We start from the raw sequence: 18,758 nt of genomic DNA on the forward strand, positions 1-18,758 counted from the left end.
GACACCGCGATGGTCACTTCTGCGTTGAAGATGGCATTGTGGCGACGTGACCATGACGGTCACGCTGTGGCCGAAGGGTTGATTCATCACAGCGATGCCGGGTCGCAATATACCTCGATCAGGTTCGCGGAAACCCTTGTCGCCGAAGGGATCGCAGCGTCGATAGGCAGTGTCGGCGATGCGTATGACAACGCGTTGGCGGAGTCGACGATCGGGTTGTTCAAGACCGAAGCCGTCGCCGGTGGCAGTCCGTTTCTCACCGGGCCGTTGCGGTCACTCGACGACGTCGAGTACGCGACGATGGAATGGGTCGACTGGTACAACAACCGGCGGCTACACAGCCTGCTCGGACACATCCCACCCGCCGAGTACGAAGCCGCCTACTACGCTCAACAACAGCCATCCCAGCCGGTGATGACTCAACCATGAAGCCGGCCGGAAACTCGGGACGGTTCATTGTGGGTGGTGGATACTCGCTGCTGTGCGCATAGAGATCTGTGTTGAGTCGGTTGGTGGGGTGCGGGTTGCTGAGGAGGCGGGGGCGGATCGGGTTGAGTTGTGTAGTGGGTTGTCTGATGGGGGGTTGACGCCTAGTTTGGCGTTGATTGAGGATGCGGTGGGGCGGACTGTGAAAACGCAAGTGCACGTGCTGATTCGGCCGCGGTCGGGGGATTTTCGGTACTCGGCTGATGAGGTTTCGGTGATGGTCCGGGATATTCGGGCGGCTCGTGCGGCGGGTGCGGACGGGGTTGTGGTTGGTGCGATCGATGCGGCCGGTGCGCTGGACCCGGTTTGTGCGGCGTTTGTGGATGCGGCTGAAGACCTGGAGGTCACGTTTCATCGGGCGATCGATGTCAGTGCGTCTTCGGAGCGTGCCTTGGATCAGGCGATCGCCTTCGGCTTCACTCGCGTGTTGACATCGGGTAGGCAGCGTTCTGTTCTGGACGGTGCACCTGTAATCAAAGAGCTGGTGCGGCAGGCTGGTACGGCGATCGAGGTGATGGCGTGTGGCGGCGTGCGGCCGTCGAATGCTGTTCAGGCGATCGAAGCGACCGGGGTCTCGGCTCTGCATGCGGCTGTGCGAACCCCAGTGTCCGGGGACGCGGACAGTGCGGCGCTGTTCGCGGGAGTCGGTGTCCCCCAAGGGTTTGATCATTTCGACACCGACCCGGCCGAGGTGGCCGCGCTCTGCGAGCTTGTTCGAAGCCGTTGAGTGCGTTGCGGTCCGGCGGCAATCGCCGGACCGCTGTCGGCTCTAGCGGCTCGCCTCGATCAGGCGCTGCCGCAGCCAGGTGAGCGGTGTCGCGCCGCCGCCGATGGCGTAACCGGGGTAGCTCTGGTGGATGCCGGACTTCAGGAAGTCGTCGACCTGGCGCTTGCGCTCTTCGTAGGCCGAGTTGTTGAGCTGGTCGGCGAGCAGGCCGAGGCCGCCGGCGGCGAGGGCGTCGGCGATGAGCTGGTTCGCCTGCTGCTGGTAGTTGCCGAACAGGGCGGGGTTGGGGTTGGAGATCTGGGCGAAGAGGCCGGCGAAGCGGGCGGCGAAGTCGCCGTCGGGGGTCGCGCAGTAGAGATCGCCTGCGGCGCAGAAGGTGTAGGTCTGCGGGCTGAGCCAGCCGAAGCCACCGATGCGCGGGCCGCCCGCGCCCGCACCTGGGACGGGCGGGCCGATCAGGGTGTCGGTGGGCGAGCGACGCGGATCGGAGATGAGTCCGACGAGCGCGACGCGGTTGGGCGACACCACACCGAGTCCGGTGCCGATCTCGGCGGCCAGGTCACCGGCAGCGTCCGCACCCTGGCTGTAGCCGAGCAGCGCGAATCGGGTGTTGTCGCAGTGCTGCGCCATCGTGGAGATCAGGCCGCGCGCGTGGTCGATTGCTTCGCCCTTGGAACGACCGTAGACGTCGCCCTCCCACGGAAACGCGGTCGCGGGGTACACCACATAGTCGGTGCGGACGTTGCCCGGCAAGTTGTCGGCGACCGCGGCGAGCATCCCCTTGCCCGGCTCGGTGTTCGAGGTCTCCCAGGTACCGGGAACCGCTACGACATACATTTCGGGGCAGTCCTGCGGCGCGGCCTGCGCGGTCGCGGCGACGCCGAAGGGTAGGGCGGCCGTGACCAGCGCTGCCGCACAAGCGGCGGTGTTCTTCCATCGCGATAACATCGTGTACTCCGTGTTCACTGCCGGGCATTGCCCGGTCGGCGAAGGCGCTCGGTGTCCGTTTGAGCGCCGATGACTGTCTTTTCTTCAGGTGGATACTTCAAGTTGTCGTCGGGAACGTCCCCGCAGCTAGGGATCAGTGTCCCCAGAAAGTCCGTCCGGCGCCAGCCTGTTCGACAGTACGTGAGGAGTATTCGCGCTAACGCGCGGATTTCGAGTTGGTGACCGGTCGGCACAGATCGAGGAAAGTCTCACCGAGCCAGTCGACATACGCGTCGTGGGTCCAGCCTGCATCGACGACGAGCCGCGAGTGAACATCTGGCATCTGCGAGTTCCACACCAGGTCCGCGGTTTCCTGGACTGATCGTTTCGGCGCGATGAGTCCACGCTCGATCAGACCTTTGAGGATGTCCGCGGTCTGCCCGCGCATCCGTGCCAGGTGTTCGCGGTGGTAGTCGGCCACGTCGGCGTCGCCGGTCGCGGCTGCGGTGATGATGCGCCAGAGTCCGGCGACCCGAGCGTTGTTGTCGGCGATCCAGCGGGCGAGGCGGCGGATGGCTTCGGCGATGTCCGGGTCACCGAGGATCTGCGCGACGTCGTCGCGCTCGGCGAAGTGCCGCTCGCCGTCCTCGCCCGTATAGATCTGATCGAACGCGGCGATGAGCAGCGCACGTTTGGCGCCGGTCGATTGGACCGTCTCCACCGAGACGCCCGCGCGTTCGGCGATCACCCGCAGTGTCGTCGCCACATACCCGTTCGCGATGAAGCACTCGCCCGCCGCGGCGATCACCCGGGATCGGGTCGCCGCCGCCTGCTCGGACCGGAGCTTCGAACTGTAAGCCGCCATTGACTCCACCTCAATAGTATTCAATACTGCATCGTACAGATGAACTTTCGAAAGGTGGCCATGAGCACCGATTTTCTCTTCGTGACGGTGCCGCAGACCGGGCACACCCTGCCGCTGACGCCGTTCGCCGCAGAGCTCGTCCGCCGCGGCCACCGGGTCCGGTGGTACACCGGTTCGAGCATGGCCGCCGCGGTGCTGGCGACCGGCGCGGAATTCCTGCCGATCGCGGCGGAACTGGACTACGACCAGTCCGACCTCGAGACCGCCTTCCCCGGACGATCCGCGCTGAACGGCCTGCCGCAGGCGCGCTTCGATCTGGAGCACATCTTCCTGCGACCGGCCGGCGCGCACTTCGCGGCGCTGTCGGCGATGCCGCCCGCCGATGTCGTCGTCGGCGACACCTGGGCGGTCGCGGTGCCGTGGCTGCACGAATCGACCGGGGTGCCCACCGCGACGATCGGCGTCAATCCCCTGCTGTTCCCGAGCGTCGACGCACCGCCCGCCGGATTGGGCATGACACCGATCGGCGCTCCGTTCAATCGGGCGCGTAATCGATTCCTCAACACGATCGTCCGCAGAGTCGCGCTGGCACCGTCCGTACGGGTGGCCGACGACGTGCGCCAGCACATCGGCCTGCCCCGCGCGCAACGAAACCCGTTGGCCTACGCCGCGCGAACCCAGCTCTACTTGCAACTGTCGCCTCCCGGATTCGAATACCCGCGCCGCGACCTCCCCGAGCACGTCCACTTCCTCGGCTATCCCATCGCCGAATCGACCGCCTACGACAAGCCCGCGTGGTGGGACCGACTCGAGGGCCGCGTCGTGCTCGTCACCCAGGGCACCGTCGCAGTGGACCCCGCTGCGGTGCTGCGGCCGACCCTGGCGGCGCTCGCCGACCGCGACGTATTCGTGGTAGCTGCAACAGGCGGCGCGCCGATCGAGTCGCTGAATCCGTTGCCCGACAACGCGGTTGCCGAGCGCTTCATCCCCTTCGACGAATTGCTGCCGCACGTAGACGTTTTGGTCACCAACGGCGGATTCGGCGGCGTACAACGAGCCATCGCGCACGGCGTCCCCCTGGTCGTCGCAGGCACCACCGAGGACAAGAAGGACGTCAACGCCCGCGTCGCCCACTCGGGCATCGGTATCGACCTCAGGACCGAGACGCCGACTGCCGAGGCGATCGGCACTGCGGTCGCGACCGTGCTCGCCGACGACAGATACCGCAAAGCGGCAGTGCGCGTGCGCGATTCAGCGCCGAAGGAGAACCCCGTCGGTCGCGGCACCGACCTACTGGAGCAACTCGCGTCGCAACGCACCCACGAACCTGCCGGAGGCCGCTGACCTCAGCGCAACAGGCCCGCGATCAGCGCCATCAGTGCCCGCTGCGCCTCGACCTGCGCGGTGCGCGGATCGGGTTCATGCGCGACGATCAGCCCCGCCTCGGTGACCGCGCTGAGCAGCAACTGCGCCAGCATCGGAATCGGCGCGTCGACGATCAACCCTGCGGCACGGGCGCTTTCGAGTTGCGAGACGATCAGGCCGAGCCCGTGGCGGGTCTCGAATTCCCGCCACGCCTGCCACCCGAGCACCGCGGGCGCGTCCGAGAGCGCGATCTGGACCATCTCAGGCCGCTGGCAGATCTCCAGGAAGACGCCGAGCCCGATCGCCATGGTGGCCAACAGATCATCCGACGCGGGCGCCGCGGCGATCGCCGCCTCGATCTCCTCGGTGTTCTCCACCTCCAGCTGCTCGAGCACGGCCAGGAACAGGCCGCGCTTGTCGCCATAGTGGTAGTTCAACGCGCCCCGGGTGACGCCCGCGGCGATGACGATCTGTTCCGCCGAGACGGCGGTGAAACCGTCCTCGGCGAACAACTTTCGGCCTGCCTGCTCCAGCACAGTCCGGGTACTACGCGAACGTTCTTCTTGACTACGGTGTTGCATGGAGCCGAGTGAACTCCAAAATAAGCTCGGTAAGCAACTCCGGTTGGTCCTCAGGGCTCGCGGTATAGGAATCTTCTATGAAACGCAAGGTGGCGTTCGGCAGCTCCTTGACGAGCCGTTCGGCCAGCGGAATCGGGAACAGCTTGTCGTCCCTGGCCCAGGCGAGCAGCACCGGGATCTCGATCTCCGGATAGTGCTCGGCGGCCTCGAGGGTGTAGCGGCTGCTCACGGCCTTCAGGAAGCGGCGCAGGTCGTGCCGGATGGCGCCGGAGTTGCGGCTCGGCAGCAGGTAGGAGTCGATAACATCATGCGGCACAGGGTGTTTGGCCACCCAGCCGAGCGCGATCGGCAGCGGGTGCAGTGCCCGGATGCGCAGCAGTTCGGTCACCGGGCGAATCGAACCGGGGATCCGCGCGATCGGCGGCAGAATGTTGAACGGTGGCGGCAGGAATCGGTCGTAACAATCCACCGAATTCAGCACCACCCGGCCGATCCGATCGGTGCTCCGGCTCAGCAGCACCTGCACGATCGCACCGCCGGTGTCATTGGCCACCAGGGTGACGTCGGTGAGGTCGAGCGCGGTCAGGAAGTCCGCGATCCGATCGGCCAGCCCGGGCAGCGTGAGGTCGGCGTCGGGCACCGGGATCGAGTGCGCACCGAGCGGCCAGTCGGGGCTGAGGCAGCGATGCCCCGCGGCGGCGATGGCGGGCACCACCTTGCGCCAGAGATTCGCGTTGACGAGCAGTCCGTGCACGAAGACCACCGGCGCGCCGGATCCCGTGTCGTGGTATCGAATTCGGCCGCCGGGCAGATCCACCTCATGTGCCGGGCCGAGCGAAGTACTGTGTCCCATGTTCCCTCCGGTTTGGTAGGCACCCTAAGATTTACATACATACCGCATGTATGTCTACTGCCGATGGGCCGCTCGGCTATCGCGCCGATGCTGGTTTCGAGTGTGGCGCACCGACAGTCACCCCCGCACCGGAATCGTCGGCACCGCCCTTCGACCGCCGCCCGGAGAACCGGCGCATCAGTGGATCGTCCACCCAGTGATAGATCGCCGCGGCGGCAAGCGTCGACAGCACCAGGCTCAGCCCGGCCCAGCCGAGCCAGCCGAACAGCCCGAATTGCTTGCCGCCCACGAAGAATCGGGTCACCAGCACCATCACCGGAAACTGAATCAGGTAGAACGCATAGGAGATGTTGCCGAACCACACCATCCGCGGCGTCGAGTTCAGCCCGCGAATCCCGGCCAGATCGCGCGCCGCCAGGGTGGCGACCACCGCCGTCATCGGTCCGACCAGCAGCGCCGACATCTTGTAGTTCACCGGAACCACCCAGGTGGCGACGTAGGCGATGGCGAGCGCGCACAGCGGCCACCGCACATTGGTCAGCCGCCAGCGCCCCTCCAGCACCAGCCGCCCGGCCAGCACGCCGAGGAAGAACTCCGGCAGCCGCGACGGCGGGAAGTTGTAGCTGAGCCAATACGACGGCGACACCGGGATATCCGGCTGCCGGAACCACGCCTGCGACGCGTGCAACTCGAAGTACGGCGAGTCGTCCCCCGGAACCAGCCGTGGGGCAAAGGTATTCGCGATGCCCTTCGGCCCGTCCACCCAGAGGTAGTACCCCGTGTGGATGGCGAGGATCAGCACGAGCAGCCCGCCCAGCCACCACCACAGCTGACCGCTGGGGATCCGCCGCACCAGCGGCAGCAGCAGCGGAAAGCTGAAGTAGAACAGGATTTCCGAGCACAGCGACCAGGACGGCACGTTCAGCCCGCCCACCGTCGTCCACTTCGGCACCCAGGTGTGCACCAGCAACAGGTTCGGCACCCACAGCACCAGCCGATGCAGCGGCACGCTGGCCAGCACGATGAACGCCAGCGCCGCCACCAGGTGCGTCGGATAGATCTTCAACACCCGCCGCCAATAGAACCGCGGCACCGAACTTCCCGGCTTGAACGACCAGAAGATGATGAACCCGGACAGCACGAAGAAGAACGTCACGCCCGCGGCGCCGAGCTGCATCGGCATCACCTGGTGAATGTGCCGGAACAGCTCGGACTTCTGGAACGGATACACCGGCAGAAACACCAAGGCGTGCAACAGGAATACCGCGAACGCCGCCCACCACCTGGCGCCCGTCAGCGACGGCAGCGCGGGCCGCCGCCGCTCGACCTCCCGCGATACCGCCACCGGCGCGCTCACCATGATCAGCCCGCGATCAGCCGCTGTAGCGCCGCCGCGACGACCCCGTCACCGTGCGAGGACGGATGCACCGGGGTGCCCATCAGCTCGCTGCGCGGGTCGAGGATGCCCGCGAGCCATGGTTGCGGCGAGCACAGCCCGTGCCCGGCGGTGACCGCTTTGGCGTCGAAGAACTCCACCCCGAGGATCTGTGCCGCCTCGCGCTGCGCCACGTCCATCCGGTCCCACAGCTGGATCGCCGAGCCGGCCCTGGTCTGCACGATGGAGCCGACGCCGAGCACGTCGACGCACCAGGTCTGCTGGCCGGGCGCGTTCATCTCCGGGTAGCCGACGAACACGATCCGCGCGTTGGGCGCGTAGTACCGCACGTAATCCACCACCGGCTTGATGCGATTCACGTACTCCTGGGTGTTCACACCGCGAAAGTCGGTGGCACGGCCCTGTTCCGCGGCCTCGGGGCCGCAACCGCGGATCACGTCGAGTACGCAGTTCAGCAGGGTCTGCCGCAGCCGCACCGTGTTCTCGCCCCAGGCATCATTCAGGCCGGTCTGGATGAGCACCGTCTTGGTCCGTGGCCCGAACGAGCCCTGCGCGTCCGCGCCGCGCGCCTCGTGCGCGAGGGTGAATCCGGGGCCGCTCACCAAAGACGCGCCACGGCAGGACATGTCGGCGAAATCGCTGGTGCCCCAGATGCCGAGATCCTGGGCCAGCTGGGTCGGCCAGGAGGTCGGGCCGTGCGAGCAGTCCGGTGCCGCACCGGGCGTCACGTTTTCCAGTGCTGCGGCGATGTCGCCGTTCGCGGTGAACGAGTCGCCGAGCACCACAAGGGATTTCCCGCCGTCGGGCTCGGCGGAGGCGAACGGGGCCGAGGCGAGCAGCAGCGCGGACGCCATGCTCATGGTGGCGGCGGCCAGTGCGCGGTAACGGGTCGAGAGCTTCATGTGCTTCCTTGTCGGGTGCGCGGCAGAGTCAGTAGCCGGGTTTCGGTTCGAATCCGGGATCGGGCAACGTCGGCGGCTGCGGCTTGGGTGGCGCCGGTTGCTGCGGTTGCGGTTGCTGGGGTTGGGGTTTCGGCGCGGGTGCGGGCTGCGGAGCCGGGGCAGGCGCGGGTACCGGGGCAGGCGCGGGAGCCGGAGCGGGCGCAGGGGCCGGTTCCGGCGCGGGGGCGGGCGCGGGCGGCGGCGCGACTTCGGGTGCCGCACTGGATGGTGCGGGCGCGAGCGCCGGCGACGGTGCCACCGAACTGCTCGGCGTCGTCGACTTCGCATCGTCTCCGCAAGCCGAAGCCGCAAAGGTGATGCCGCACAGCGCGACCGCCGCAACGGCGCGCCGCGCTGACCTGCTCCGATTATTGGTCGGTTTCATTAGCAATCTCTCCCAACTCGTTCCAGGCGAATCGGGTGACCCCCTGGTGTGCAACCGTTTCCGACGCCGAACTCACGCGATGAGCTCGTCGAGCGTCGGCATCTTGCCCGAGATCGGATCGCCGGTGAAATCACCGATCCAGCCGTCCGCCTCCTCGAAGAAGCGGATGGCGCAGAATCGAGGCACCGCGCCCATGTCGAACCAGTGCGTGGTCCCGGCGGGCACCGAGATCAGGTCGCCCTCCTCGCAGACCACCGCGAACACCCGGTCGCCGATGTGCAGATAGAAGCAACCCCGGCCCTCGACGAAGAAGCGAACCTCGTTCTCCGCGTGCCGGTGTTCGTCGAGGAACCGTTCCCGCGCGCCTTTGGCCCGCAGCCGCCAGCCCTCGTTCTCCGGGTCGGGCACCATCCGCACCACGTCCACCAGTTGGTAGCCGCCGGAGGCGCACACGGCATCCACTTCTGCGCGGTAGGCGGCGATCACTTCCGCTTCCTCGGCACTGTCGTCGAGTTCCTTGGTCGGCCATTGGGCGATCTCAATGCCGAATGGCTGCAACAGTTTCGCTATCTCGTCGCGGTCGGTGGTGCGCACCAGCACGTCGTCGCGATCGTCTTCGGCCATCACCTGCACGATGGTCATGACTGACCTCCTTCGGTCGTTGTGCTGCGTAGATGTAGTCGGCACAGCATTTCCAGGCACTCCATCCGATTGAGTGCGGTTTCCAGATCGGGGCCCCAGGTGGTCGCGCCGTGCCGGTCGATCAGCAGCGCGGGCGGCGAGTCCGGGATGCACAGTGCGGCGAGCTCGGCCGCGATGCGCGGCACGTCCGCGTGATTGGCCAGCACCGGCACCGCGAAGGGTCCCGCACCGCGCGGCCCGAAGCCCTTGACGATCTCGAAGTCACCGAAGCGCACCGTCCCCGGCCCGGCCTGCGTCGCGACCAGGGTGGCGTGCGGCGGGTGCGCGTGCACGACCGCGCCGCAGTCCGGGAAGGCGCGATAGAGCGCGGCGTGGATGCTGACCTCGGCCGACGGCCGGCCCGACTCCCCCACCGGCGCACCGGTTTCCGCGTCCACCGCGACCAGGTCGGCCGCGCTGAGCTCGCCCTTGCTCCGGCCGCTCGCGGTGATCAGCGCGCGGCCGCCGGGCACCCGCACCGAGAGGTTGCCCGCCGTGCCGTCCAACCAGCCGCGCCGATACAGCCGTGCGGCGGCCGCCGGAATGCCGTGGCCGAGGGCCGGGCGCAGCGTGCGTCGTTCGGTGACCACCGCGGTGACCAGATCGCGGGGTGTCACGTCGAAGGCCGGGTTGTACGCGTCGGTGCCCGCGGGGGCGACCGGCTGACCGGCGAACGAGGTGACCTCCACGGCCGCGCGCTGCTCGATCACGATCGACGCACCGTCCGAAATCGTCTCGTCGACAGTGGATTCCGGCGCGACGACCACGAACGGGATACCGGCCCGCGCTGCGGCCAGGGCCAGCGGATAGCTGCCGATCTTGTTGGCGACGTCGCCCTCGGCGGTGATCCGGTCCGCGCCGATCAGCACGCAGTCGACCAGACCCGCCGCGATGGCCGCGGAGCTCGCCGAGTCCACGCAGATCCGGTGTGGGATACCGGCTTCGGCCAGTTCCCACGCGGTCAGCCTGGCGCCTTGCAGCAGTGGCCTGGTCTCCCCCGCGAGCACCGATTCCAGCCTGCCGCGCTGGGCGAGCTCGCGGATCGTGCCGAGCGCGGTGCCCCAGGCGACGGTCGCCAATCTGCCGGTGTTGCAATGGGTCAGCACCCGCAGCCGATCCCGGCCCGACAACGCCAGCACCTCGTCGGCGGCTCGCGCCGCCATCGTCCGATTGACCTGTTCGTCCTCGGCGAGCAGCGCGAGGGCGGTATCCAGCACCGCCGCAGGCCCATCCGCCACCGACCTGAGCACCCGGCGCACCGCCCAGCCGAGATTCACCGCCGTCGGCCTGGCAGCCGCGATCCGCTCGGCGTCGGCGCGCACCGCGGCATGGTCGTCGCCGTGCTTACGGGCTGCCAGCGCCACCGCGAGGGCCCCTGCCGCGCCGATCGCGGGCGCGCCGCGAATGGTCAGCGTCTTGATGGCCTCGATGACCTCATCGACCGTGCCCAGCGCGACGACCCGGTATTCGCCGGGCAGTGCGCGCTGATCCACGGCGTGGACGGTGCCGTCCACCCAGTCCAGTGAGCGTTCCATGATGCGCTCAGGCCGCGACAGTGAACACTTCGAACTGGTACACGAACGCGTAATCGTCGTGGTAGAGCGCCGCACACAGCTCGTCGTCGCGGTGCAGCAGGTCCAGCAGTTCGGGTGCGGGCGTGTGCCTTGACAGGAAATTGCGATAGACGATCCGCGCGCCCGGCCGCGCGACCCGCACCACCTCCTTCATCAGGGTGCCGAACTGCTCCCGGTCGATGCAGCTGGTCACGTCGGACAGGGAGAACTTGTCGACGGACCGGTCCGGCAGCGAGCGCAGGTGATCCATCAGGTCGGCCCTGACCACGTTCACGGCGGTGTCCGCGGCCCGGATCGCCGCCACGCTGTCGGGTAACAGGTAGTGCGGCAGCACCTCTCGGTTCAGGTACTTGCCGTTGAACATGAAGGTGACCCAGTCATTGTCCTTGGCAAGGTGATTGGTGAGCGTGTGATCCAGCCGCTCCAGCACGTAGTCGCCGCAGGACTGCACGTCGGTGACCACCCGGTAGGAGTCGTCGTTGAGCACCGTCTTGAGCGTGCGTTCGGTGAAACCGTTGCGCACCATGGCCCGCCACAGCTTGCCGTCGATGCGGTTGCGGTAGATCCGGCGCTGGGTCTCCAGATCGGGCGCGCTGAACAGCTCACGCATGCCCGCGCCATAGAGCAACCGCATCGCCGGGGCGACCACCCGCACATACAGCTGCTCGTGCCGGCCCGCCTGGAGCACACCCTTCTCGATCGCCTTGTGGTACTTGGTGAAATAGGAGACCGCGCCCCGCGAGAGCTTCGGCGAGAGCTCCTCGAACAGCTTCCAGCGATGCGCCGACTCGTCGACGCCGAGGAACTCCAGCAGCGTGTCGTACGAAAAGTGCCGGATGGCAGCCAGTTTCAGCTCCAGCAGATACGTCTGACCGGCCGAGCTGTCCACCGAGGTGACGGTGGCCGGATTACCGACCACCAGGCTCAGCGCCCGGCAGCCGCTGCCGGTCACCGCGAGCACGTTGTCGCCCTCGGCGATGTCCAGCGCGCGCAGCTCCGAGCGGGAGTCTTCGTCGCAGGTGCTGTACAGCAGCCAACGTTCGTTGGTTTCAGCACTTTTCATGATGTGTACCTCTCCGAGCAAAGCGTGTTGTCATGCGTTGGCCACGTCGGCCTTGTCGTCGGCGGGTGCGGGCTCCGGCTCCGGCACCGGCACCGGCGGATGGGCGGGCAGCAGCGTGCCCGCCACGACGGCGGCGACCGCGCAGATGCCGGTCACCACCAGGCAGGACACCTGGAAGCCGTGCAGGAAGGCCGATTGCGCGCCATCGGCCAGCGCCTCGGCCACCGCGTTCTGGCCGCGCGCGGCCAGACCCGCCGCGGCCTGCAGTGCGGCACCCACCGAATCCCGGCTGTGCTCCAGCAGTTCCGGTGGCACACCGGGCACGCTGCCGTCGGGCAGCTTGTTGTTGTAGAGCGAGTGGTGCACGCTGCCGACCACGGCGATGCCGAGGGTGCCGCCGAAAAGCCTTGTCGCGTCGTTCATTGCCGACCCGATGCCCGCCTTGGCGGCGGGCACCACGCCCATGATGGCCTCGGTGGCAGGCACCGCGACCGAGCCGATGCCGAGGCCGATCACCACCATCTGCGCCGCGATCAGCCAGTAGCTGGTCTCGATGCCGTCGATCGAGAACCAGGCGTACGCGCTGGCCATCAGCACCAGCCCCGCCGTCACCACGATCCGGGTGCCCAGCTTGATCACCAGCTTGCCGCCGACCACCGAGCCGATGATGATCGCGACCGCCACCGGAATGAGCCGGACACCGGCGCCGAGCGGAGTGTAGGACTTCAGGAACTGGAAGTACTGGGTCACCAGGAAGGTGAAGCCGTTCAGCGTGAAGAAGGTGATGGTGATCGTCGCGCAGGCGGCCGAGAACCGCAGGTTGCGGAACAGCCGCACGTCGATCATCGGATGGGCGGTGTTCAGTTCGCGCCAGACCAGACCGGCGAAAAGCGCTGCCGCGCCGACGAAGCCGAGCAGGCTCACCGCGCTCAGCCAGCCGCGGTTCGGCGCCTCGATGATGCTGTAGACGAGCAGCCCGATCGCCGTCGTCGACAACACCAGGCCCGGGAAGTCCAGGCCCGGCGTCTCCGGGTCCCGCGAATTCGGCACCAGCAGCGCGACAAGCAGGATGCACACGAGCCCGACCGGCACCACCACCACGAACACGCTGCCCCACCAGAAGTGCTCCAGCAGTACGCCGCCCAGGATCGGGCCGAGCACCACGCCGATGCCCGACACCGCGCCCCAGACGCCGATCGCCGCCGCGCGCTCTTTGCGCTCGACGAAGACGTTGGTCAGGATCGACAGCGTCGACGGATAGATCAGCGCCGCACCGAGACCCATCACGGTGCGCGCGGCGATCAGCTGACCGGTGGAGGTGCACAGCGCACCCGCACCGGTCGCCACGGTGAAGACCAGCAGACCCGCCAACAGCGTTGAGCGCCTGCCGAATCGGTCACCGAGGCTGCCGGCCGCGAGCACCAGCGCCGCGAAGGTCAGCGCGTAGGCGTCGATGATCCATTGCAGCCCACTGGTACTCGAACCCAGTTCGCGTACCAGGCTCGGCAGCGCCAGGTTCACGATCATCGCGTCCATGTAGATCGCGATGACGCACAGGCACAGCACTGCGAGCACGAGCGATTTCGTTCGCGAGGTCGTGCTGGTCACGGCCGATGTTGTCATGAAATATGCACCCCTGCTTCGTTCTTCGCGCGCATCGCCGTCGCGGCGAGTGCGGCCTGGAATGACAGTGCGATCACGTCGTTGGTGACGAGCACCGCACCGCGGGTCAGGTCACCGATCACGTGGATGCCGCGCACCGGTGCACCGGCACCGTCGAGCGGCTCGAACGTGCTGACGTCGATGCGCACCCCGCCGAGCGGATGCGCCGTCAGCAGGTTCGCGTCGAGCAGCGCGGCGAGCAACGGTTCGGTGCGCAGCGCGGGCTCGTCGGTGCCCGAGCCGGTCGCGTTGATCACCACGTCCACCTGCTGCACGTGGTCCTCGGTGAACACCTCGAACCCGTCGTCGTCGGCGACCACGTGGTACAGCCCGCCCAGCACCCGCCACCGCCCGGCGTCCATCGCGTCGAGCACCCGCCGCGCGGTCTCCGGCGGGATCGGCGCGCCGTGCACCAGCAGCGGCGTGAGCCACTCGGCGAAGAACTCCACCCGATCGGCCTCGGCGAGTAGTTGCCAGGCGGGCAGCAGCAGCGGGGAGGCGCCGTTGACCACCTGCTGCCAGCCGCGTTCGGTGCCCGCCTCGATCTCGGCCAGTTCGGCGGCGAGCATCTCCCGTGTGGTCGGACCGCAGTCGCGGACCTGCGACCAATCCGGCGGTTCGGCCGAGGCCGCCTCGATGTCGGCCATCAGCGCCCGCCCGAAGTCCACCAGCCGCAGCGTGCCTGCGTCCGCGGCGGCACGCATGCACTGGTCGACGTGCGGCACCGGCGCGGTGGTCTCCGGGCCGCGCAGCCGGGGCAGCCGCCCCGACCGGGAGGCGAACAGCACCGGGCCGGTGTGGCCACGAGCGGCGAGCGTCAATCCGGTGTCGATCGCGGTGAGCCGGGTGCCGAGCACAGCGACGCTGGCGTCGGCGGGCACCGAGGGCAGCCGCCATGGGTCGTCGAAATACCCTGGCTGCCAGGCCAATTCGGGGAAAGGATCGTTCTGCGCCAGCATCCCGACGCAGATCGCCACCCGATCGGCCCGGTAGCTCCCGCCACCGGCGCAGTGCACCAACCAGTTTCCCGGCTCGCCGGTGATCCCGACGGCGTTGTCCTGAATGAGATCGACCACCACACCGGCGGCCGCCGCCTGCTTCACGGCCTGATCGAAGACGTCCCGCAGGTACCGCCCGAACGCCGCACGGGACGGGAACTCCGCGACCGGCTCCCCCGTCACCGCCGCCTGTTCGGTCAGCCAGCGCTGAAGTTCCTCGGGGTCACCGAGATTCAGCGCCGACTTGGCCGCCCTGGTGTTCAACAGGTGCGTCGGCTCCGGTGTGCCGAACGCGAGATGCGGCGCGACCGGGTCACGGTCGATCACCACATAGCGCGAGCCCGCGGGCAGGCCGGGCAGCAGCTGCCTGGCCAGCGCCGTCCCGGTCGGCCCGCGCCCGATCTGCACGACGACCGCCGTGTCCGGGTCTTTCCCCATCAGTCCGACCTCGAATCCTGTTCTCGCGATACAGCTCTCACGTGACGATCAGCGCCTCGCCGGCCAGGAACCGGTCCAGCGGGTCGGCGATGCTCACCCGTGACGGCGGGTGGAAGGCCAGACCGCGACAGGCGGTGTAGAACAGCGCGCTCGAGCCGACCATGAAGCCGACGCCGCCGAGCAGCTCGGTGGCCAGCGCCGAGGTCCGCTCGACGGTGCGCTGCACCGCGAAGCGCACATGCAAAGCGCGCGCGACGGTTTCGGCGTCGGCACGACCGTTCATGATGTCGATGGCGACGGACTCGATCCCGGCCATCCCGGCGTCCAGCTCACTCACCAGCAGCATCCGATCCACGGCACTGCCGCGACGCTGATTCAGCACCTGCTCGGCCAGCCCACTCGCCATGCCGAGATAGCAGGCCGACACCAGCAATTCGAAGGTCAGCCAGCCCGCGGTCAACGCGGCGTTCAAGCTGTCGGTCTTGCCGAAGAACGACACCGACTCCTCGGGGATCTCGACGTCGGTCAGCACGACCTCTTCGGTTTCCGAGCCGGGGAAGACCAGCCCGTTGCCGAGCGGACGCACCTCGATGCCCGGCGAATCCGCCGGAATGATCACCAGGGCAAGCTGTTCCTCGTCCTCGCCGTCCGGCCGCAGCATGACGCTCGCGGTGAGAATGTCCATCGACCGCGACAGGCTGCACGGCTTCTTGCTGCCGGACAGCTTCCAGCCGCCGGGCACCCGCTCGCCGCGCAGCTTGGGCGCGATGACGCTCGCGCTCGGCACGCCTTCGGCGAACGCCGACGCCAGATACAGGCCGCCCTGGGCGACCATGCCGAGCATGGCCTCGGTGGTCGGCCCCGGCGGGATCGCGGCGACCGTGCACGAGTGCATGTTCACCGCGATAGCCAGTGAGGGGGAACGACTTCCGAGCACCCGGTGCACCTGCGCGGCCTCCAGCAGCGAGGCGCCGAGACCGCCCGCCTCCTTGCCGATCAGCAGGCCGGCGCCGCCGGCCGCCCGGAACAGGCTCAGTCCAGGACTATCGGTGGATTCGAGGACGTCAAGCGCAACCTCGCCCAGTTTGGCATCGAGTCCGGGCACGTACCGCTCGGCGGTCTCTCGTTCCCTCGACATGAATCGCATTGCTATCTCCCATGATTGACCCCCCAGTGTTTCGTTGGTGCGGGGTCAGACGACGAACAGTTGATCGGCGAGCATCTCGTCGAGGCTCTTCTCGAACGCATTCGCGATCTGGTCGAGGTCTTCGGTGGTGTGTGCGGCGCTGATCAGGAAGCTGTGCAGCTCAGGCAGATACACCTGGTGCTTGCGCATGTAGTAGGCCAGCGCGATGGTGGCCTTGAAGTTGCTGCCTGCCATCCGTTCTCGGTACAACCCCGCCTCGCGGTGGCTGAAGTTGAGCGAGAAAATCGAGTTACGGGCGTTGATCCGGCAGGCGATATCGCGCTGCTCGGTGGCCGCGCGCAGCATGGTGGCCAGGCGCTGGGTGTTCTCCTCCAGTTCGACGTAGATCTCTTGGTGCTCACGCAGATAGGTCAGGGCGGCCAGGCCGGCCGTGCAGGTCAGTGAGTTGCCGCTGAGCGTGCCACCGGCGAAGACCTTGTTCTCGTAGTCGTAGAACGGATCCTGCGAGCTCTTCGCCAGGTCGACGATCCGCGCGTCGCCGACCACCGCGCCACACGGCAGGCCGCCGCCGATCACCTTGCCGAGGCAGGTGATGTCCGGGTGCACATCGGCCAAGACCTGTACCCCGCCGTAGGCGACGCGGAAGCCGGAGACGACCTCGTCGAAGATCAGCGGGATGTCGAGTTCGGTGCAGAGCTTGCGCAATTCGCGCAGGAACTCCAGCTTCAGCGCCACCACCGAGGTCGGCATCGGCTCCAGGATCACGCAGGCCAGTTCGTCGGCGTGCTCGCGCAGCCGCGCCAGCCCGTTGATGTCGCCGTACTGCATGACCAGCGTGTTGTCCACGGTGCCGGGATCAGAGCCGAGCGAACCGGCCACCGGCTCGGGCCGCTTGCTGTCACCGGAGAACCGGAACCACGAGCTGACCATGCCCTGATCGGAGAAGCCGTGGTAGTGGCCCTCGAACTTGGCCACCATGGTCCGCCGCCGATAGCCGCGGCACATCCGGGTGGCGATCATGATCGCCTCGGTACCCGAGTTACACAGCACTGCCTTGTGCGCGGCGGGGAACGCGTCGACCAGCAGCTCGGCCAGCTCGATCTCGGCCGCGTTGCCGATGCCGTTCACCAGGCCGCGTTCGGTGCCCGCGGTGATCGCGGCATTGATCACCGGATGGGCGTAGCCGAGCAGGTGCGGGCCGTAACCGCCGGACAGGTCGAGGTATTCGTTGCCGTCGAAGTCGCGCACGCTGCCGCCGGAGGCCTCCTTGACGAACACCGGGAACCCGCTCGGAAAGAAGTAGCGGTCGATGTGGGTCGGCGCGACCAGCGTGTCGCGGGCCCGGTCGCGCATGGCCAGCGAGGTCGGCATCTGCGCGGCGAAGCCGGTCTCGAAGCGCTTCTCGATCTCGGCGTTCATGTAGGGCGAGTAGCGATCGGTGAACTTGCGTGCGTTGGCCCAGATGTCGATGTTCGGGTCGATCTGCGAGGCGAAGCCCTCACAAGACAGGAAGACCAGCTCGACCTTGGTGAAGTTGGTGGTGTACTGCGCGTCGTACTTGCGCAGCACGTTGCTCACGTCGTTGAAGTACGACACGGTCGACCACTGATTCGAGCTGATGTCGAAGTGGTAGCGCAGCACCTCGGCCATCTCGGCGTTGTAGGTCTCGCGATCGGCGTCGAGCTTCTTGTTCGTCAGCACGAAGTAGCGGGTGAAGCGGTCGATCGCCACGTCCCACTCCTTGCGGGTGCAGGCGTAGTAGAACGAGGACAGGCCCCACTTCTCGTCCTCGCTCAGCTCTACCGTGACGCCGTAGTCCAGCAGGATCAGCGATCCGTCGGCGGTGAACATGACATTGCCCGGATGCGGGTCGCCGTGGCAGATGCCGTGCATGTACAGCATCGTGTAGATCACGTCCTGCAGCCGCTGCGCCAGCCGCTCGCGCGGGAATCCCACTGTCTCGGAGAGCTTTCCGGGAATGCCGTCCATGAACTGCATCACCAGCATGCGCGAGGTGACCAGTTCGGGCAGCACGGTCGGCACCTGAACATAAGGGTGCGCCTTGAAGTTCGCGCCGATCCGCCGCTGCTGCTCGGCCTCGTGGTTCATGTCGGCCTGCGGCCGCAGCAACCGGGCCACCTCGTCGAATCGCTTGGGCAGGTTCAGTTCCCGCACCCGCGGCGTGGCGCGGTGCACCACCTTCAGTACCGAGCCGATGGCGCTGAGGCTCTCCTCGATCTGTTGCGGCACCGCGTCTTTGACCAGCTTCACCGCGACCTTGCGGCCGTCGAGCAGCTCGGCGATGTGCACCTGCGCGACCGACGCGCTGGCCACCGGATCCAAATCGAGGGAACGGAAGGTGTTTTCGATCGGCCCGCCGAGCTCGCGTTCGATCGCCCGGCGCGACGCCTCCTTCGACATGTGCGGCGTCTGATCCTGCAGCACGCGCAGGGTGTCCACCCAGGACGGCGGTAGCAGATCCGAACGGGTGGCGGCGATTTGGCCCATCTTGATGTAGATCGGGCCCATCCGGAGCAGGAACTCCAGGATGGCGTCCGCGCGCCGCTGTTCGGTGCCTTTGACGTCGCGCTGCCGGATCGTCGCGATCGAATACTCCGCGGCGCCGAGCGCCGAGAAGGTGGCCGCCTTGGCCAGATGCTTGAGCATGG

The 18,758-nt window shown here is 67.6% G+C and carries 17 protein-coding genes; 3 read left to right on the plus strand and 14 right to left on the minus strand.

Annotation, left to right across the window (positions count from 1 at the left end; all coding sequences use genetic code 11):
* On the plus strand, window positions 1-429 hold a 429-nt coding region (locus ACIBK2_RS21110; protein ID WP_396969238.1), incomplete at its 5' end, for a transposase.
* 52 nt (window positions 430-481) lie between these two features.
* Window positions 482-1,213, plus strand: coding sequence for a copper homeostasis protein CutC (locus tag ACIBK2_RS21115; protein WP_396969239.1), 732 nt, complete (start codon window positions 482-484; stop codon window positions 1,211-1,213).
* 42 nt (window positions 1,214-1,255) lie between these two features.
* Here ACIBK2_RS21115 and ACIBK2_RS21120 read toward each other — a convergent pair whose 3' ends face one another.
* On the minus strand, window positions 1,256-2,161 hold the full coding sequence (locus tag ACIBK2_RS21120) for a cutinase family protein (protein ID WP_396969240.1): 906 nt from the start codon (window positions 2,159-2,161) through the stop codon (window positions 1,256-1,258).
* Window positions 2,162-2,357: 196 nt separating this feature from the next.
* Entirely contained in the window at window positions 2,358-3,005 is a 648-nt protein-coding gene (locus tag ACIBK2_RS21125) for a TetR/AcrR family transcriptional regulator (protein ID WP_396969241.1), read from the minus strand.
* 60 nt (window positions 3,006-3,065) lie between these two features.
* Here ACIBK2_RS21125 and ACIBK2_RS21130 point away from each other — a divergent pair, with 60 nt between their 5' ends.
* The gene (locus tag ACIBK2_RS21130) at window positions 3,066-4,349 is read left to right on the plus strand and encodes a glycosyltransferase (protein ID WP_396969242.1); all 1,284 of its coding nucleotides are present in this window, start codon (window positions 3,066-3,068) and stop codon (window positions 4,347-4,349) included.
* A gap of 2 nt (window positions 4,350-4,351) precedes the next feature.
* On the opposite strand, the gene ACIBK2_RS21135 is transcribed toward ACIBK2_RS21130, so the two are convergent.
* From ACIBK2_RS21135 to ACIBK2_RS21190, 12 genes are all read right to left on the minus strand, one after another.
* Entirely contained in the window at window positions 4,352-4,906 is a 555-nt protein-coding gene (locus tag ACIBK2_RS21135; RefSeq protein ID WP_396969243.1) for a TetR/AcrR family transcriptional regulator, read from the minus strand.
* Window positions 4,907-4,937: 31 nt separating this feature from the next.
* Window positions 4,938-5,804: an alpha/beta fold hydrolase gene (locus ACIBK2_RS21140; protein WP_396969244.1), complete on the minus strand. Its 867-nt coding sequence runs from the start codon at window positions 5,802-5,804 to the stop codon at window positions 4,938-4,940.
* A gap of 76 nt (window positions 5,805-5,880) precedes the next feature.
* On the minus strand, window positions 5,881-7,149 hold the full coding sequence (locus tag ACIBK2_RS21145; protein WP_396969245.1) for an acyltransferase family protein: 1,269 nt from the start codon (window positions 7,147-7,149) through the stop codon (window positions 5,881-5,883).
* A gap of 17 nt (window positions 7,150-7,166) precedes the next feature.
* Entirely contained in the window at window positions 7,167-8,102 is a 936-nt protein-coding gene (locus ACIBK2_RS21150; protein WP_396969246.1) for an SGNH/GDSL hydrolase family protein, read from the minus strand.
* Window positions 8,103-8,130: 28 nt separating this feature from the next.
* Window positions 8,131-8,400, minus strand: coding sequence for a hypothetical protein (locus ACIBK2_RS21155; protein ID WP_396969247.1), 270 nt, complete (start codon window positions 8,398-8,400; stop codon window positions 8,131-8,133).
* A 198-nt stretch (window positions 8,401-8,598) separates the two neighbouring features.
* Complete coding sequence (locus tag ACIBK2_RS21160; RefSeq protein ID WP_396969248.1) at window positions 8,599-9,168, minus strand: 1,2-dihydroxy-3-keto-5-methylthiopentene dioxygenase; 570 nt, start codon at window positions 9,166-9,168, stop codon at window positions 8,599-8,601.
* Window positions 9,165-10,742 (minus strand): S-methyl-5-thioribose-1-phosphate isomerase, encoded by a 1,578-nt coding sequence (mtnA, locus tag ACIBK2_RS21165; RefSeq protein WP_396969249.1) that lies wholly within the window; start codon window positions 10,740-10,742, stop codon window positions 9,165-9,167. The genes ACIBK2_RS21160 and mtnA overlap by 4 nt, the downstream gene beginning before the upstream one ends.
* 7 nt (window positions 10,743-10,749) lie before the next feature.
* Window positions 10,750-11,844: a DUF3419 family protein gene (locus tag ACIBK2_RS21170; protein ID WP_396969250.1), complete on the minus strand. Its 1,095-nt coding sequence runs from the start codon at window positions 11,842-11,844 to the stop codon at window positions 10,750-10,752.
* Between the two features lie 30 nt (window positions 11,845-11,874).
* A complete protein-coding gene (locus ACIBK2_RS21175) occupies window positions 11,875-13,467 on the minus strand; it encodes a DHA2 family efflux MFS transporter permease subunit (protein ID WP_396969251.1) in 1,593 nt (530 codons plus the stop codon).
* A complete protein-coding gene (locus tag ACIBK2_RS21180; RefSeq protein ID WP_396969252.1) occupies window positions 13,464-14,942 on the minus strand; it encodes an FAD/NAD(P)-binding protein in 1,479 nt (492 codons plus the stop codon). The genes ACIBK2_RS21175 and ACIBK2_RS21180 overlap by 4 nt, the downstream gene beginning before the upstream one ends.
* 37 nt (window positions 14,943-14,979) lie before the next feature.
* Window positions 14,980-16,080: an acyl-CoA dehydrogenase gene (locus tag ACIBK2_RS21185; RefSeq protein WP_396969253.1), complete on the minus strand. Its 1,101-nt coding sequence runs from the start codon at window positions 16,078-16,080 to the stop codon at window positions 14,980-14,982.
* A gap of 54 nt (window positions 16,081-16,134) precedes the next feature.
* The gene (locus ACIBK2_RS21190; RefSeq protein WP_396969254.1) at window positions 16,135-18,756 is read right to left on the minus strand and encodes an aminotransferase class III-fold pyridoxal phosphate-dependent enzyme; all 2,622 of its coding nucleotides are present in this window, start codon (window positions 18,754-18,756) and stop codon (window positions 16,135-16,137) included.
* Between the last annotated feature and the right edge of the window lie 2 nt (window positions 18,757-18,758).

Origin of the sequence: Nocardia sp. NPDC050175 (genome assembly GCF_044459885.1) — a bacterium.
GTDB lineage: Bacteria > Actinomycetota > Actinomycetes > Mycobacteriales > Mycobacteriaceae > Nocardia.